At 64.2% G+C, this 15,312-nt stretch carries 14 protein-coding genes; 9 read left to right on the top strand and 5 right to left on the bottom strand.

Going from position 1 to position 15,312, the window contains the following annotated elements; translation table 11 throughout:
- Positions 1 to 14 precede the first annotated feature (14 nt).
- Complete coding sequence (locus CGS25_RS08530) at positions 15 to 794, top strand: 3-hydroxybutyrate dehydrogenase (protein ID WP_101675217.1); 780 nt, start codon at positions 15 to 17, stop codon at positions 792 to 794.
- Between the two features lie 392 nt (positions 795 to 1,186).
- Here CGS25_RS08530 and minE read toward each other — a convergent pair whose 3' ends face one another.
- The 4 genes from minE to CGS25_RS08510 form a co-directional block, all read right to left on the bottom strand.
- Positions 1,187 to 1,459, bottom strand: coding sequence for a cell division topological specificity factor MinE (minE, locus tag CGS25_RS08525; RefSeq protein WP_089031851.1), 273 nt, complete (start codon positions 1,457 to 1,459; stop codon positions 1,187 to 1,189).
- Complete coding sequence (gene minD / locus CGS25_RS08520) at positions 1,459 to 2,274, bottom strand: septum site-determining protein MinD (protein WP_089031852.1); 816 nt, start codon at positions 2,272 to 2,274, stop codon at positions 1,459 to 1,461. The genes minE and minD overlap by 1 nt, the downstream gene beginning before the upstream one ends.
- A gap of 65 nt (positions 2,275 to 2,339) precedes the next feature.
- On the bottom strand, positions 2,340 to 3,065 hold the full coding sequence (minC, locus tag CGS25_RS08515; RefSeq protein WP_101675216.1) for a septum site-determining protein MinC: 726 nt from the start codon (positions 3,063 to 3,065) through the stop codon (positions 2,340 to 2,342).
- Between the two features lie 341 nt (positions 3,066 to 3,406).
- Positions 3,407 to 5,863: an acyl-CoA dehydrogenase gene (locus tag CGS25_RS08510; RefSeq protein WP_101675215.1), complete on the bottom strand. Its 2,457-nt coding sequence runs from the start codon at positions 5,861 to 5,863 to the stop codon at positions 3,407 to 3,409.
- 153 nt (positions 5,864 to 6,016) lie between these two features.
- Here CGS25_RS08510 and CGS25_RS08505 point away from each other — a divergent pair, with 153 nt between their 5' ends.
- The 3 genes from CGS25_RS08505 (at position 6,017) to CGS25_RS08495 (ending at position 9,557) form a co-directional block, all read left to right on the top strand.
- On the top strand, positions 6,017 to 6,997 hold the full coding sequence (locus tag CGS25_RS08505) for a tetratricopeptide repeat protein (RefSeq protein ID WP_332872153.1): 981 nt from the start codon (positions 6,017 to 6,019) through the stop codon (positions 6,995 to 6,997).
- 518 nt (positions 6,998 to 7,515) lie between these two features.
- Positions 7,516 to 8,859 (top strand): ammonium transporter, encoded by a 1,344-nt coding sequence (locus CGS25_RS08500; RefSeq protein ID WP_232802325.1) that lies wholly within the window; start codon positions 7,516 to 7,518, stop codon positions 8,857 to 8,859.
- A gap of 311 nt (positions 8,860 to 9,170) precedes the next feature.
- Positions 9,171 to 9,557, top strand: coding sequence for an SCP2 sterol-binding domain-containing protein (locus tag CGS25_RS08495; RefSeq protein WP_089031856.1), 387 nt, complete (start codon positions 9,171 to 9,173; stop codon positions 9,555 to 9,557).
- A 247-nt stretch (positions 9,558 to 9,804) separates the two neighbouring features.
- Here CGS25_RS08495 and CGS25_RS08490 read toward each other — a convergent pair whose 3' ends face one another.
- Positions 9,805 to 10,344, bottom strand: coding sequence for a molybdenum cofactor guanylyltransferase (locus CGS25_RS08490; RefSeq protein WP_101675213.1), 540 nt, complete (start codon positions 10,342 to 10,344; stop codon positions 9,805 to 9,807).
- Positions 10,345 to 10,435: 91 nt separating this feature from the next.
- Between CGS25_RS08490 and CGS25_RS08485 the strand changes: the two genes are divergently transcribed.
- The 5 genes from CGS25_RS08485 (at position 10,436) to CGS25_RS08465 (ending at position 15,170) form a co-directional block, all read left to right on the top strand.
- Entirely contained in the window at positions 10,436 to 12,361 is a 1,926-nt protein-coding gene (locus tag CGS25_RS08485; protein WP_089031858.1) for an ATP-dependent DNA helicase, read from the top strand.
- A gap of 3 nt (positions 12,362 to 12,364) precedes the next feature.
- Positions 12,365 to 13,030 (top strand): tRNA (adenosine(37)-N6)-threonylcarbamoyltransferase complex dimerization subunit type 1 TsaB, encoded by a 666-nt coding sequence (tsaB, locus tag CGS25_RS08480; RefSeq protein WP_101675212.1) that lies wholly within the window; start codon positions 12,365 to 12,367, stop codon positions 13,028 to 13,030.
- A gap of 107 nt (positions 13,031 to 13,137) precedes the next feature.
- Entirely contained in the window at positions 13,138 to 13,575 is a 438-nt protein-coding gene (locus CGS25_RS08475) for an acyl-CoA thioesterase (protein ID WP_089031860.1), read from the top strand.
- 72 nt (positions 13,576 to 13,647) lie between these two features.
- On the top strand, positions 13,648 to 14,445 hold the full coding sequence (locus CGS25_RS08470) for an undecaprenyl-diphosphate phosphatase (RefSeq protein ID WP_089031861.1): 798 nt from the start codon (positions 13,648 to 13,650) through the stop codon (positions 14,443 to 14,445).
- Positions 14,433 to 15,170, top strand: a complete 738-nt coding sequence (locus CGS25_RS08465) for a class I SAM-dependent methyltransferase (protein WP_089031862.1) — start codon at positions 14,433 to 14,435, stop codon at positions 15,168 to 15,170. The genes CGS25_RS08470 and CGS25_RS08465 overlap by 13 nt, the downstream gene beginning before the upstream one ends.
- The last annotated feature ends 142 nt before the right edge of the window (positions 15,171 to 15,312 follow it).

Genomic DNA, 15,312 nt, shown 5'->3' with positions numbered 1-15,312 from the left:
CCGAGGAGTTCCCCATGCGTTTGCAGCAGCGTGTTGCATTGATTACCGGCGCCGGCCGGGGCATCGGCCGCGCGGTGGCCGAAGGCTACGCCCGTGAAGGTGCCCGGGTGGCGGTGGCCGACCTGGACGGCGATAACGCAGAGCAAGCCGCCCAGGCGATTCGCGCCGCTGGCGGTGAGGCCATGGCGTTGACCATGGATGTTACCGATGAGCAGGCGGTGGAGCAGGGCGTGCAGGCGGTCATCGATCAGTGGGGCGTTCTCGACATCGCCTTCGCCAACGCCGGTGTCCAGCATATCGACCCGATCGACAAACTCGACTACGCGGACTGGCGCCGGGTGGTGGGCGTGCACCTGGACGGCGCTTTTCTGCTGACCCGGGCGGCGCTGAAACGCATGTACGCCGGCAACGGTGGCCTGATGCTGTTTATGGGGTCGGTGCATTCCCTGGAGGCGTCACCGCTGAAATCCCCCTACGTGGCGGCCAAGCACGCCTTGCTCGGCCTGTGCCGCTCGGTGGCCAAAGAGGGCGCCGGCCACAACGTGCACAGCAACATCATCTGCCCGGGCTTCGTGCGCACCCCGCTGGTGGAGAAACAGATTCCCGAGCAGGCCCGGGAACTGGGTATGACCGAGGAGGAGGTGGTCCGCAACGTGATGCTGAAAAACACCGTGGACGGCGAGTTCACCACCGTCGAGGACATCACCCAACTGGCCATCGACCTCGCCGCTTTCCCCTCCAAAGCCCTGACCGGCCAGGCGATCACCGTCAGCCATGGGTGGAATATGCATTGAAAGCGGAAAGAAGTTGAAGGTTAAAAGTTGAAAGTTAAAACGCGGGCCCAAGCCGTGCCCGCTGAGAGGATATCGCCACGCCTACGTCATGAACGCGGGCACGGTGGTCCATTTCGCTCGGGCTTGCGGCGCGTTCAACTTTTAACCTTTAACTTTTAACTGCAGCTTCCAACCTTCAACTTGTTTACAGCGGCGCAGCCGTCCTTGACTTACTGTCCATAAGAACAGTATTCTTTGCTTCCGGCGGGCCCCCTTCAGGTGATCGTTCTGCGACCCCTCCGAAGCCTGATTGATCTCCAGGTTCCAGGGATGGAACCGGGCTCCCGGCTTGATTTCAGTTCAGCGGTGCCGCCGCCGTTTTCTGTACGGTGGCGGCCTCGTCGGGTGCGCCCTCAGGCTTGCCGGCCCTGCTCCTCGTGTTCGGGCAGGGTGATGTTCAACTCCAGAATCTCACAGCCGGATTCCCGGTCCACCTGCACCATTACCGCGTCCTGATCCACCGGCACGTACTTGCGCACCACCGCCAGCAGTTCTTCCTGAAGCTGGGGCAGGTAGTCCGGGCCGCCGCGGGTGGAGCGTTCGCGGGCCACGATGATCTGCAGGCGTTCCTTGGCCACCGAAGCGGAGCTGTTTTTCTTGGGTAGCAGGTAGCTGAAAATGCCCATCACTGACCTCCAAACAGACGCCCGAACAGGCTTTTCTTGTTGGCGGTCAGGAAACGGTGTGCCCGGTCTTCGCCAAGAAAGCGACCGACCGCGTCTTCGTAGGCCTGGCCGGCGTCGGATTCGCCTTCCAGGATCACCGGTGCGCCGGAGTTGCTGGCGTTGAGCACCGCCTGGGATTCCGGAATCACGCCGAGCAGTTCGATGGCGAGAATGTCCTGCACGTCTTCCACCGACAGCATCTCGCCGCGCTCCACCCGTTGCGGTGAATAGCGGGTCAGCAACAGCCGGGCGGGAATGTCGCCTTCGCCCCGTTCCGCTTTGCGGGTTTTGCTGGAGAGAATGCCCAGAATACGGTCCGAGTCACGCACGCTGGAGACTTCCGGGTTGGTGACCACGATCGCTTCGTCGGCGAAATAGGCGGCGGTGAGCGCGCCTTTCTCGATGCCCGCCGGGCTGTCGCAGATCACGTAATCCATGCCCAGCTCGATCAGGCCTTGCAAAACCTTTTCCACGCCTTCCAGGGTCAGGGCGTCTTTGTCGCGGGTTTGCGAGGCAGGCAGGATGAACAGATCGTCGACTCTTTTGTCCTTGATCAGGGCCTGCTTGAGGTTGGAGTCGCCGTTGATCACGTTGACCAGGTCGTACACCACGCGCCGCTCACAGCCCATGATCAGATCCAGATTCCGCAGGCCCACGTCGAAATCGATCACCGTGGTTTTATAACCACGCATAGCCAGACCGGTGGCTATGGCCGCGCTGGTAGTGGTTTTGCCCACGCCGCCCTTGCCGGATGTCACGACCACGATTTTTGTCACGATCTCATCTCCTCGAAATCCTTGCTTGCTGTGTAAGTGGAGTCTGGCCAGGTGTCCGGCAGACGTTAAAGACCGGTGAAGCGCATCGCGTCGCCGTCCAGGGTGATGTGCACGGCTTTGCGGCGGTGGTCGTCCGGCAGGCCCTCGGCGACCCGGTAATGGCCGGCGATGGACACCAGTTCGGCGTCCAGATCCTGGCAGAAGATGCGCGCATCGGTGTCGCCGCGCACGCCGGCCAGGGCGCGGCCGCGCAGCTTGCTGTAAACGTGAATGTGCCCTTCGGCCATCAGTTCGGCGCCGGTGCTCACCGGCGCCAGCACGATCAGGTCGCCGTGGCTGTAGATTTGCTGGCCGGAGCGCACCGGCTGGTCGACCACCAGGGTGCCGGTGCGCCCGGTGGAGGCGTCCTCGCCATGGCCTTCGCCGGCGCCGGGCGCGGGGGTGTCGGCGCGCGGCACATCGCGGCCGCCGCTCAGGCTGATGCTGCCCAGGCCCAGCATCAGGGCGGTGTCGCTGTCGAGCACCTCGTTGCGCGCCAGCGCCACCAGGTTAACGCCCAGCCCGCGCAGGGTGTCCACCGCGCTCATCAGCTCCACCTGGCTGATCTCTTCCGGGTTGCTGACGTCCACCACCACCGGCGCGTCACGGAGCCAGCGGCCGTCCTGTTCAAGACGCTGGCTGACCTGCTGGTGCAGGGCGTTGGGGTCCAGGCTTTTCAGATTCAGGACCGTCATCATCAACATGCGGCCCTTGAATTCCAGAACCGACTTTTCCTCGAATGCCACCGTCATTATGGAGTCTTTTTTGATGTGGGTTGACGCCCGGGCAGGGCACACCGGCCCGCCGGGGCGGAACGGGGAAAGCCTAGTCGAAACCGACAGGCGGCGAAAGCCGCGCGCCGTCCGGTGTTTGTTAAATTTCACGGGAGTGGGATGGGATGGTCAAAAAAGACGCGATATGGGGGGGCGCCGGACGCCAGACGCCAGACGCCAGACGCTTAAAGTCAAAACCCTGGTCTGATGGGCCTTGCGGCTACGCAACTCTCTGTTGCAACGCCGCAACGCTCTCCGGATGGGGTTTTAGCGTCCGGCGTCCGGCGTCTAGCGTCTAGCGTCCAGCGTCCAGCGTCCAATCAAATCGGCCGGGCGGTGTGCATGTCCACGTCCTTGAGGTCCTTGTCGAAGGCGTCGGTGAGCAGGCAGTCGTAACGCATGGCGTCGTATTCGAACACCGCTTCCAGTTTGTCCGCCGGGAACACCCCCTTGGCCACCGCGTCTTCGAATTTCTCACGGATGGTGGTGCCAGAGAGCTCGCCTTTGCCGTCCGCCTTGAGGAAGGCCAGGTATTCGGTCTCCACTTCCAGCAGTTTCTTGTAGGTGACCTCGACCCGGCCGATGTTGTCTTCCGGGTCCTGGGGCAGGTAGGCGTTGGCGGCCAGGGCGTCGCGCACGCTGGTTGGCGACATGATTTGCTCGCCCAGTTCCCGCACCAGATCGTCGCTGGCCGGGTGCGCCAGGCACGGCCGGCCGATCGGGAAGAACAACCCCTTGAGAACCCGGGCGATGCCGAAATGCCCGAAGTTGCGGCTGAAGTCGTCCAGCGCGTCGTGGGCGTGGTTGAAGGCCCGGTGCAGCGCATAGGCGGCGTGGGCATCGTTGGCGGCGTCGCGGGGCAGGGTGGCGTGGAACTTGAGGATCGCGCAGGCGATCAGCAGCTCGCTGTGCACGTCGCCAAGCCGGGCGGAGAGCATTTCACGACGTTTCAGGTCGCCGCCGAGCAGGGCGAAGGCGACGTCGGCGAAGCTGGCCAGCACCGCGGAATAGCGGCTGATCTGGCGATACCAGGGCGCGCTGAAGCTGTCCGCGTTGTCGGGCAGGCCGGCCAGGCGGCCGCCGGTGAGGCCAAACACCAGGCCACGGCTCATGTTGCTCAGCGAGTGCCCGGCGTGTTTGAAGAACAGGCCATCGAAGGTGTCCAGGCCGCGTTCCTGATCCTCGTCCTGGATCGCCTGCAGTTCGTCGTACAGATAGGGATGGCAGCGCATCGCGCCCTGGCCGAAGATCATCAGCGAGCGGGCCAGCACGTTGGCGCCCTCCACCGTGATCGCCACCGGAATCGACTGGTAGGGCAGGGCCATGAAGTTACGCGGGCCCATTTGCACGGCCCGGCCACTGGCCACGTCCATGCCCTTGTTGATCAGAATCCGCATCAGTTCGGTGGAGTGGTACTTGGCCATGGCGGTGACCACCGAAATGGTGCCTTCCTCCAGGCCCCGGGTGACCAGGTGCCGGTAGGCTTCCAGGGTGTAGGCAATGCCCGCCACGTCGGCGGTTTGTTCCTGAACGCCCTCGAAGTCGCCGATCGCCACATTGAACTGGCGGCGGATGCGGGCGAAGGCGCCGGTCATGCGGTAGCCGATCTCGCCGCTGGCGGTGGCCAGCGAGGGCAGGGACACACCGCGCCCGGCCCCCAGGCACTCGATCAGCATGCGCCAGCCCTTGCCGGCCATCTCCGGCCCGCCAATGATGGCGTCCAGGGGCACGAACACGTCCTCGCCGTTGATCGGGCCGTTCATGAACGGTGAACCGCCGGGATTGTGGCGCCGGCCGATTTCCACCCCGGGGGTGTCGGCGGGCAGCAGCGCGCAGGTGATGCCGATTTCTTCCTGGTCGCCGAGCAGGTGGTCCGGGTCATAAAGCTTGAACGCCAGGCCGACCACGGTGGCGATGGGCGCCAGGGTGATCCAGCGCTTGGCGAAGTTCAGGCGCATGCCGAGCACTTCTTCGCCGTCCACGGTCTGTTTGCACACCACGCCCTTGTCGGGGATGGCGCCGGCGTCGGAGCCGGCTTCCGGGCCGGTCAGGCCGAAGCAGGGGATCTCGGTGCCGGCGGACAGCCCCGGCAGCCAGCGTTGTTTCTGTTCATCGGTGCCGTATTTGGCGAGCAACTCGCCCGGGCCCAGGGAATTGGGGACCATGGCGGTGACCGCCGTGGTCAGTGAGCGGGTGGCGATCTTGCTCATCACCCGGCTCTGCGCGTAGGGGCTGAAATCCTTGCCGCCGTATTCCTTGGGAATGATCAGGCTGAAGAAGCCTTTGTCCTTCAGGAACTGCCAGACTTCCTCGGGCAGATCGCGCAACTCATGGTAAATCTTCCACTCGTTGAGCATGCCGCACAGTTCTTCGACTTCGTTGTCGATGAACGCCTGTTCCTCGTCGGTGAGGCGGGTGAAGGTGACCTTGGAGAAATCTTCCCAGTCCGGCTGGCCGCTGAACAGCTCCGCCTCGAACCAGGTGGCCCCGGCCTCGATGGCTTCGCGTTCGGTGTCGCCAATCGGCGGCATCATCTTGCCGAGCATGCCGTACACCGGTTTGCTGATCAGTTTGCGCCGCAGCCCGGGGTGGTTCAGCACCACCAGGGCGCCGATCAGCAGGATCAGCAGAATCGGGTTGTACAGCCAGTGCGCCAGCAGTCCGCACAGCAGCCAGACCACGGCGAACACGACACTGCCGATGGTCAGCGAGACTTGTGCGTAAAACAGGGAAATCAGCGTGGCGACCAGTATCAGCACGGCCAGCAGGCTTAGCATGGTCCTCTCCTTTGCCAGGGTGGGTTCCGCGAAGGGGTATCAAACCCCGAGAATAAGTCGTTCCGATGCGAAACAGATGAACGTGCGTACGAGTGTATCTGGATGATGCCGATTTGGTCCGGCTTTAACAGTATTTAATTAATCGGCGTGGACATGATGGCCACCGCCGGTGCGGCGACCCCTGAAAACGCGGCACTGAAAACTGAACAGCGGGCCTCGAATCCCTTACAATCGGGCCGGTTTCATTTTCCTAAGGAGCACCCGGTGCAGGACAACCCCTCGATCATCGACGTCAACGAACAGAACATTCAACAGGTTCTGGAAGCCTCCCGGCAGATTCCCGTGCTGTTCGACTTCTGGGCCTCCTGGTGCCAGCCCTGCCAGCAGATGGCGCCGTTGTTGGAGAAACTCGCCAACGAATACCAGGGCAAGCTGGTGCTGGCCAGGGTCAACGCCGATGAGCAACAGGCCATCGCGTCCCAGTTCGGCGTGCGCAGCCTGCCGTCGTTGAAGCTGGTCTATCAGGGGCAGTTGGTCAACGAACTGGACGGCGCGCAAACCGAGGGCGCGCTGCGCCAGTGGCTGGCGCCGGTGCTGGACCCGGACGCCGCCGAGAAAGAGCAGGAAGAGGGCTTCCTGGAGCAGATTCGCATGGCGATCAGCGCCGGTCACGGCGACCAGGCCGAACAGGCGCTGCGCCAGACCTTGGAGCAGCAGCCGGATAAGCACGCCTTCCGGGCGCTGCTGGTCGAGTTCCTGCTCGGCGAAGGACGTCTGGACGAGGCGCAATCGGTGCTGGCGGAGATCGCCGAAGACGTGGAAGAACTGCGCCCGTTCCGGGCCCGCTTCGCCCTGCTGGAAAAAGTGCAAGGCAACGGCGAAAGCCTGACGGAGCTGGCTCAACGCATCCAGAACCAGCCGCAACCCGAGGACCTGCACGCCTACGGCCTGCGCGCCGCCGCCGCCGGCCAGTTCGAGGCGGGCCTGGAAGCACTGCTGACACTGCTGCGCGATCACCCGGACTACCAGGACGGCGCCGCCCGCGCCGCGCTGTTGCAGGTGTTCGACTGCCTGCCCAAAGGCGATCCCCTGGCCAGCCAGTATCGCCGGCGCATGTTTACGTATCTTTATTGAGTGGGGCGGTTCGGGTTTCAAGCTTCAAGCTACAGGTTACAACACGGGCAAGGCCGGGGTGGGGCAAAGGCCATGCCCGCGCCCTGCTGAACACGGAACATTCCTCTTCGCTCTGAGCGCGTCAGCGCGTTTCTGCAACGCCGTGTAGGAGCAGGCCCAGCCAGCGACGTCTTTTGGCCGAAGGGCATGGCGTCTTTGCCCCGCGCCTGAGGGTTTCAGCGCGAGACACTGGACGCTGGACGTCCGACGTCCGACGTCAAGATCAAAGTCAAAACCCCGTTCAGATTGATGCCGGCCCCATTTCGGGGCTCCTCCTTTTCGTTTTGCGCACAAAAACGGTGCCCGATTCCGGGTTGGTGCCCTTTATTGGGGCCGTTTATTCGGATTTCAGGCCGGTTTGTCTCTGCAGCGCCCTGTTGACGGCGGTTTTTGTTCTGGCTCGATTCTTGTATGCCCAGGTCCGGTGCAATGTCGGCGGGCTGCTTCCCGCTGGTGCAACGACGATCAGGGAGAACCCGATGAAGATGATTACCGCGGTGATCAAGCGGTGCGAGGCCGCTATGAAACTCCGTATCCTGGCTCCGCTCACGCTGGCTCTTACGCTGCTGCCTTCGTTGGCGCTGGCGGACACCCTGGAGCGCAGCGACACCGCCTGGATTCTCACCGCCACCGCGCTAGTGCTGTTCATGACCCTGCCCGGTCTGGGGTTGTTTTATGGTGGCCTGGTGCGCGCCAAGAACGTGCTCTCGGTGCTGATGCAATGCTTCGCCATTGCCTGTGGGGTGTCGTTGCTGTGGATGCTGGTGGGCTATTCGCTGGCGTTTACCGATGGCGGCGCCGCCAACGCCTGGATCGGCGGCTTTGATCAGGTGTTTCTGGCCGGCATGACCCGCGACACCTTGGCCGGCAATGTGCCGCAGAGCCTGCACGCCCTGTTCCAGATGACCTTCGCGATCATTACCCCGGCGCTGATTGTCGGCGCCTTTGCCGAGCGCATGCGCTTCGGCGCCATGCTCGGTTTTTCCTTGCTCTGGGTGCTGGCGGTGTACGTGCCGGTGTGTCACTGGGTGTGGGGCGGCGGCTGGCTGGCGCAGCTCGGGCTGTATGATTTCGCCGGCGGCACGGTGGTGCACATTACCGCCGGCGTCGCCGCCCTGGTGGCGGCGCTGGTGTTGGGCCGCCGCAAGGGCTGGCCGGGGCAGGGCATGATGCCTCACAACATGACCATGACGGTGACCGGTGCCGGCATGCTGTGGGTGGGCTGGTTCGGTTTCAACGGCGGCTCCGCCCTGACCGCCGACGGCAACGCCGCCATGGCCATGCTGGTGACCCACCTTTCCGCCGCCTCCGGCTCGCTGGCCTGGCTGGCCATGGAGAAAATCAAATTCGGCAAACCCTCGGCCCTGGGCATCGCCACCGGCATGGTCGCCGGCCTGGGAACCATCACGCCGGCATCGGGCTACGTGGGCCCCGGTGGTGGCGTCGTGATCGGCGCCGCCGCTGGTGTGATCTGCTTCTATATGGTGCTGCTGGTGAAGCAGACCTGGCGCATCGACGATTCCCTGGACGTGTTTCCGGTGCACGGCGTGGGCGGCATGCTCGGCACCGTGCTGGCTGGAGTGTTCGCCTCCACCGAACTGGGCGTGTTCTCAGGCTACGGCTTCGCCAAGCCGGACTACGGCATGCTTCAGCAAGTGGGCGTTCAGGTGCTGGGTGTGGTGGTGACCTGTGTCTACACCGCCGTGATCACCTGGGGGCTGCTTAAACTGGTGGGCGTGTTCACGCCGTTGCGGGTCACCCCGGACGAAGAGAGCCAGGGTTTGGATATCGCGCTGCATGAGGAGCGTGGGTACGATTTGTGAGGGGGCGTCGGACGCCAGACGCCAGACGCCAAGATCAAAACCCGGCGCTAAGAGCATTGCGGCTACGCAAGAGCAATTTGCGCGCACCAAACGCCACGGTGCCTGGGTTTAGCGTCTGGCGTCCGGCGTCCGGCGTCCGGCGTCCAGCGCCCAGCGCCCAGCGACCCTTTTGTCCCGCCCGGACCGGTGCCGGGCTATTGTCTCTCCGGGGGGCTTTGTATAAGGTACGGGAAAGTTTCGAACGCACGTTTGAATCGGGTCTCGTTCATGTCACCCAGGGCGTCGAAGCCATCGTAACCAAGGAGAATACAATGAGCCTGGAATTTCTGTCCGACGAGTGGTTTGCCAAGGTTAAGGAAATCCGCGAATCCGCTGGCGAGGTAAGCACCCCCGCCGCTCTGGCTGATCTGGTGATCAACATCACGGTCAAAACCGACGACGGCGAAAAGCAGATGGCGCTGGTTGGCGGCATGATCGAACAGGGCCACCACGGTGACGCGCCCACCACTCTGATTCTGCCGGCCGATCTGGCCAAGCGGATCTTTATTCAGGGTGACCAGTCCGCGGGCATGCAGGGTTTCATGAGCGGCCAGATCAAGATCGAAGGCGACATGAGCAAACTGATGGCGCTGCAATCCGCCCAGCCCAGCGATGACCAGAAACAGCTGATGAAGCAGATTCAGGACGTCACGGCGTAACGCCATCGCCGCGCACAAAAAACCCGCCTTGGTGCGGGTTTTTTTGTGATCCGCATTTTTGATGGTGGTGTTGGGGGCGAGGTTGGAGGTGTTAAAAGTTAAAAGTTAAAAGTTAAAGGCGGCTTCGTTGATGAGGCGGTGTGTGTTGATGGCTGTGAGACTTTCGCTTGGTTCGCGTGCATGGCCTTACGGTACGCGAAGGCCTTTAAGCGCGCCTTCAACTTTTAACTTTTAACCTTCCACTTTTCTATAATGAATTCAAATTCCCCAGTCGCCCTTCGATCACGATTCGCTGGTGGGCGACGTTGGCGAGCCAGCCGCGGGCGCTGCGGCCGCCCTGGTCCAGGTAGGCGCCGAGGGCGTTGCGCCAGGGTTCGGCGTGCAGGGCCAGGCACAGGGGCTGAAGACCGCTTTGGTCTTCGATCACGTTCACCTGGCCGGGGGTCAGGTGCGCCAGCAACAGGGCGGCGAGGCGCGCGGGTGGGTCGATCAGGTCGCAAGGCAGGCACAGTAGCGGCCCCTGGCTGACCTGAAGGCCCGCTTCCAGCCCCGCCATCGGGCCGCTGAAATCCGGGCGCAGGTCGGGCACCACCCGATCCGCCCAGCGTTGGTAGCGCTCGGCGTTGCGGTTGGCGCTGATCACCACCCGGGTGGGGGCCGGGTTGAGGGTTTCCAGCAGGCGCGCCACCAGCGGGTCGCCGTCCAGGCGCACCAGCCCCTTGTCGCGGCCGCCCATGCGGGTGCCGCGTCCGCCGGCGAGGATCAACAGGGTGTAGATATCGCTCATTGCTCTGCCACAGGTTGGGGTCCGGGGGCGTTATCCGCTATTCTCTGCTGCCCCACGTGCCGGGGCGACGCACGCAGCCTAAGGAACGCCATTGGACAGCGCCCGCGACTATCTTAACGACAGCGACCGCTTCGGTCGCCTGCTGGAAGGCTACCGCCCCCGGGAAGCCCAATTACTGATGGCGGACGCGGTGGCGAAGGCCATCGACGAACGCGGCACCCTGCTGGTGGAGGCGGAAACCGGCACCGGTAAAACGCTGGCTTATTTGTTGCCGGCGTTGCTCTCGGAAGGCCCGACCCTGGTGTCCACCGGCACCAAGAGCTTGCAGGACCAGTTGTTTTTCAAGGATCTGCCGGTGGTGCTCAAGGCGCTGGGGTTGCCGCGCAAGACCGCCCTGTTGAAGGGGCGCGCCAACTACCTGTGCCCGTATCGCCTGGAGCTGCATCAGCAGGAGGCGCGCTTCCTGACCCGTGAAACCGCCGAGCAGTTGCAGATTGTCGCCCATTGGGCGGAGCGCACCCGCAGCGGCGACATCGCCGAGCTGCGGCAACTGCCGGAAGACGCTCCGGTGTGGCCCTGGGTCACCAGCACCGCCGACAACTGTCTGGGCACGGAATGCCCGAAATACAGCGAATGCCCGTTGATGAACGCCCGCCGCGAGGCCCAGGAGGCGGATCTGGTGGTGGTCAACCACCACCTGTTTTTCGCGGACGCGGCCCTGCGTGGCGAGGGCGTGTCCGAGTTGCTGCCGCGCGCCAACACGGTGATCTTCGATGAGGCCCATCAATTGCCGGAGGTGGCCGCCAATTTCTTCGGCGATTCGCTGAGCACCCGTCAGATTCAGGAATTGGGCCGCGACAGCCTGTCCGAAGCGGCGCATTCGGCCCTTGATCTGGCCGAGCTGAACAAGCGCATCGCGGCGGTGGACAAAGCCAGCCAGGATCTGCGCCTGAGCCTGGGCGACATGGAGCGCCGCGCGCCCTGGTCCGAGGTGGCGGACACACCGGCGGTGGCCGACGCCGGCGAGGCGCTGCTGGAAGCGCTGTGCGAACTGGAGGCGTTTCTGGAGCCGCACGCCAAGGAGGGCCGCGGCATGGAATCCTGCGCGCGCCGCGCGGCGGAGCAGGTATTGACGCTCAAGGCGATTCTGGCGGCGGCCACGCCCAATCGGGTGTACTGGTTCGAGACCTTCCGCCGCACCGTGGTGTTGCACAGCACGCCGCTGTCGGTGGCCGCGCAGCTGCGCGCGGAGCGTGAGAAGAATCCCTGCACCTGGGTGCTGACCTCGGCCACTTTGTCGGTGGCGGGGCGTTTCGAGCATTTGCAAAACCGGCTCGGCCTTGAGCAGGCCAGCACCTTGCGGCTGGAGAGCCCGTTCGATTTCAAACGCCAGGCGGTGTTCTATGTGCCTGAAGGTTTGCCGGCGCCGTCGTCGCCGCAGTACACCACCGCGCTGACCGAGTGCATGATCCCGGTGATCCGCGCCGCCGGCGGGCGCACCTTCTTCCTGTTCACCAGCCACCGGGCATTGCGCGAGGCCGCCACCTTGTTGCGCGCCGCTGCGCTGGAGTTTCCCTTGCTGGTGCAGGGCGAGTCCGGGCGCCGCGAGCTGCTGGATGAATTTCGCCGGCTTGGCAACGCCGTGTTGCTGGGCACCAGCAGCTTTTGGGAGGGCATTGATGTCCGTGGCGAGGCGCTCAGTTGTGTCATAATTGACAAGCTGCCGTTCGCCTCGCCCGGTGACCCGGTGGCGGCGGCCCGCATTGAGCACATCAACCGCAGCGGTGGCAACGCGTTCCGCGATTACCAGTTGCCGCAGGCGGTGCTGGCGCTGCGCCAGGGTGCTGGCCGTCTGATCCGCGATCCCAGTGACACCGGGCTGTTGGTGGTGGGTGATCCAAGGCTGGTGAGCAAAGGGTACGGCCGGCTGTTTCTGGACAGCCTGCCGAGCATGACGCGCACCCGTAAGGCGGACGTCGTGCAACGTTTTTTCAACTATCTCCGACAGGAAGTCTGAGTCATGGCTACGCGAATTCTCGCCATTGAGACAGCCACCGATGCTTGCTCAGTGGCGCTATGGCAGGATGGCCGGGTTCTGGAGCGCTTCGAGCCCGGCGCCCGCCGTCAAACCGAACGGGTGTTGCCGCTGGTGGACGCGGTGCTGGCGGAAGCCGGCGTGCGCCTTGCCGATCTGGACGCGCTGGCCTTTGGCCGCGGCCCCGGTGCCTTCACCGGTGTGCGCGTGGCCACCTCGGTGATACAGGGGCTGGCGTTTGCCTGTGATTTGCCGGTGGCGCCGATATCGACGCTGGCCGCCTGTGCCCTGGCGGCGTTCGATGCGCACCCCGGCCACCCGCGTGTGATCGCCGCGTTCGATGCGCGCATGGGCGAATTGTATCTGGGCGCGTATCACTGCCAGGGCGACGAAGCCCGGGTGGTGCTGGAAGACGGCCTGTTTGATCCCGAGAAGGTGCCGGAACCGGGTGGCGACGACTGGCTGCTGGCCGGCTCCGGCGTGGCCTACGAAGAGGCGATCCGCGCGCGCATACGGGTGGCGGCGGTGGACATCGGCGTGACACCACGCGCCGGCGCCGTGGCGCGGCTCGCCGCGCCCCTGGTGGCCCGGGGGCTGACGGTGCCCGCCGAGCAGGCACAGCCGGTGTATTTGCGGGATAAAGTGGTATAGACAACCACGGAACAGGTTGCAAGGAACAGGGCGCCGTGACACGCCGGGTTTTTCGGATGCGTGGTTTGTTGTTCCCTGCAACCTGTTCCTCTTGAAGGAGAGTCTTGATGATCGAGTGGGACCTGCCCGGCGTGCACCAGCTTGAAGTGGTGGTGGCGGCGGAGTCGATCGACGTGATGGGCCACGTCAACAATACCGAGTACCTGCGTTTCATGGAAAAAATCGCCTGGCAGCACACCCAGGTGCTGGGGCTGGGCTGGGATGTGTATCAACGCCTTAACCGTGGCATGGTGGCGCGCCACACCGAAGTGGATTATCTGGCGCCGGCGTTTGAAGGCGAGAAACTGCTGATCGGCACCTGGATCGTGGAGAACGATCAGCGCCTCACCCTGACCCGGCGTTATCAGATTATTCGTGAATCCGATGGCGTCACTTTGTTGCGCGGGCGCACCAAGTGGGTGTGCGTGGCGTTGGATTCCGGCAAGCCCAAACGCATGCCCGCGGAATTTCTCGCCGGTTATCAGGTCACTGCAACGGAACAATGATTGATGGGCCGCGTTCACCGATGAGCGCGCGCCCGCACCCGCGCCATACCCGGCCCCGATAAGGACACTTCAATGGATGCCATGCAGGCTTTTATCCTGGCTCTGGTTCAGGGTTTTACCGAATTCCTGCCGATCTCCAGCTCCGCGCACCTGATTCTTCCCTCGCAAATTCTTGGCTGGCCCGACCAGGGCCTGGCGTTCGACGTGGCGGTGCATCTGGGCACCTTGCTGGCGGTGGTGGTGTATTACCGTCGCGATTTATGGGCAATGACCACCGGCGCCGGGCGCGGCCTGGTGGAGCGGCGTATGAACCCGGATCTGAAGCTGGGTTTGCTGGTGGTGCTGGCGACCCTGCCGGCGGTGCTGGGCGGCTTTCTGGCCAAGGACCTGATCGAGCATCAACTGCGGTCCGCCTGGGTGATCGCCACCACCACGGTGGTGTTCGGCGTGTTGCTGTGGCTGGCGGACCGCGCCGGCAAGCGCACCCGTGGTATGGACAGCATGGGCGTGCGCAGCGCGCTGCTGATCGGTCTGGCCCAGGCGGTGGCGTTGATTCCCGGGACCTCGCGCAGCGGCATCACCATGACCGCCGCGCTGGCCCTGGGCTTTCGCCGCGAGCAGGCGGCGCACTTCTCGTTTCTGCTGTCGGTGCCGGTGATTCTCGGCGCCGGCCTGTTGAAGATCGTGGATCTGGTTGAAAGCAGCACCCCGGTGCATTGGGGCTACATGGCCCTGGGCGTGGTGGTCAGCGCCGCCACCGCTTATGTGACCATTGTGTTTTTTCTCAAGCTGCTTGAGCGGCTCGGCATGTTCCCGTTCATGGTTTATCGCCTGATACTGGGCGGCGCGCTGTTTCTGTGGCTGATCTGATCGGCCTGTTACCGGGGGCACCGCCGCTAGCGGTTGGCATCCCGGTGGCGGACGAGGCCGGCGCCGGCGAACGGGGCTTGGCGCTGGTGCTGGGCGTGGTGGAGCGGGGGTTATCGATCTGGGCACCCGGCGACAAGGCGGCGCCGCTGTGCGTGGACTTTACTGGCGGCCGGCAGGGTTATCGCCTGGCGGCGGATCGGGTGCGGCACGAGCGGCTGATCAAAGCCCTCGGCAAGCCCAAACACACGTCACCCCGAGTATTGGACCTGACCGCCGGGCTGGGCCGCGACGCGGCGCTGATGGCGGCCGCCGGCTTTGCCGTGACCCTGATCGAACGCCAGCCGGTGCTGCACGCCTTGCTGGCCGACGGCCTGGCCCGCGCCGCCGACACGCCATTGGCGCAGCGGCTGACGCTGATGCCGGTGGGCGAGGCGCTCAGCGACCCACTGCCCGCCGGCCCCTGGCACGCGCTCTATCTGGACCCGATGTTCCCGGCCCGGGATAAAAGCGCGGCGGTGAAAAAAGATCTGCAATGGCTGCAGACGCTGTGCCGCTACCCGGACCTGGACGAAGAACGGGCGCTGCTTGCGCTGGCCCGCCGCCAACCCTGCGACAAGGTGATCGTCAAACGCCCCCGCCGCGCGCCCCCGCTCGGCGGCACCGCCCCGCACCATTCATTGGATGGCAAGACGGTGCGGTTTGATGTGTATTTGCCGGGGGGCTAGAAGCTGCAAGCTTCAAGCTGACTGTGCTGGAAGAAGCGCCGTGCCGTGGGCAAGGCGCTGGTTGAAAGTTAAAAGTGAAAAGTTAAAACGCGGGCGGGGCCCACAAGACGGCAGGGCCGTGCCCGCGCTTCAGGGAGTTCAA

The sequence above is a fragment of the Alloalcanivorax mobilis genome (assembly GCF_002864685.1).
Classification (GTDB): Bacteria; Pseudomonadota; Gammaproteobacteria; order Pseudomonadales; family Alcanivoracaceae; genus Alloalcanivorax; species Alloalcanivorax mobilis.
This window is presented reverse-complemented; position numbering and strand designations above follow the sequence as displayed.

Excerpts from the sequence above, each read along its gene's own strand:
- CGS25_RS08530 (WP_101675217.1), top strand. The coding sequence starts at position 15 with ATGCGTTTGCAGCAGCGTGTTGCATTGATTACCGGCGCCGGCCGGGGC.
- minE (WP_089031851.1), bottom strand. The coding sequence starts at position 1,459 with ATGGGCATTTTCAGCTACCTGCTACCCAAGAAAAACAGCTCCGCTTCG.
- minC (WP_101675216.1), bottom strand. The coding sequence starts at position 3,065 with ATGACGGTGGCATTCGAGGAAAAGTCGGTTCTGGAATTCAAGGGCCGC.
- CGS25_RS08510 (WP_101675215.1), bottom strand. The coding sequence starts at position 5,863 with ATGCTAAGCCTGCTGGCCGTGCTGATACTGGTCGCCACGCTGATTTCC.
- CGS25_RS08505 (WP_332872153.1), top strand. The coding sequence starts at position 6,017 with ATGATGGCCACCGCCGGTGCGGCGACCCCTGAAAACGCGGCACTGAAA.
- CGS25_RS08500 (WP_232802325.1), top strand. The coding sequence starts at position 7,516 with ATGAAGATGATTACCGCGGTGATCAAGCGGTGCGAGGCCGCTATGAAA.
- CGS25_RS08495 (WP_089031856.1), top strand. The coding sequence starts at position 9,171 with ATGAGCCTGGAATTTCTGTCCGACGAGTGGTTTGCCAAGGTTAAGGAA.
- CGS25_RS08490 (WP_101675213.1), bottom strand. The coding sequence starts at position 10,344 with ATGAGCGATATCTACACCCTGTTGATCCTCGCCGGCGGACGCGGCACC.
- tsaB (WP_101675212.1), top strand. The coding sequence starts at position 12,365 with ATGGCTACGCGAATTCTCGCCATTGAGACAGCCACCGATGCTTGCTCA.
- CGS25_RS08475 (WP_089031860.1), top strand. The coding sequence starts at position 13,138 with ATGATCGAGTGGGACCTGCCCGGCGTGCACCAGCTTGAAGTGGTGGTG.
- CGS25_RS08470 (WP_089031861.1), top strand. The coding sequence starts at position 13,648 with ATGGATGCCATGCAGGCTTTTATCCTGGCTCTGGTTCAGGGTTTTACC.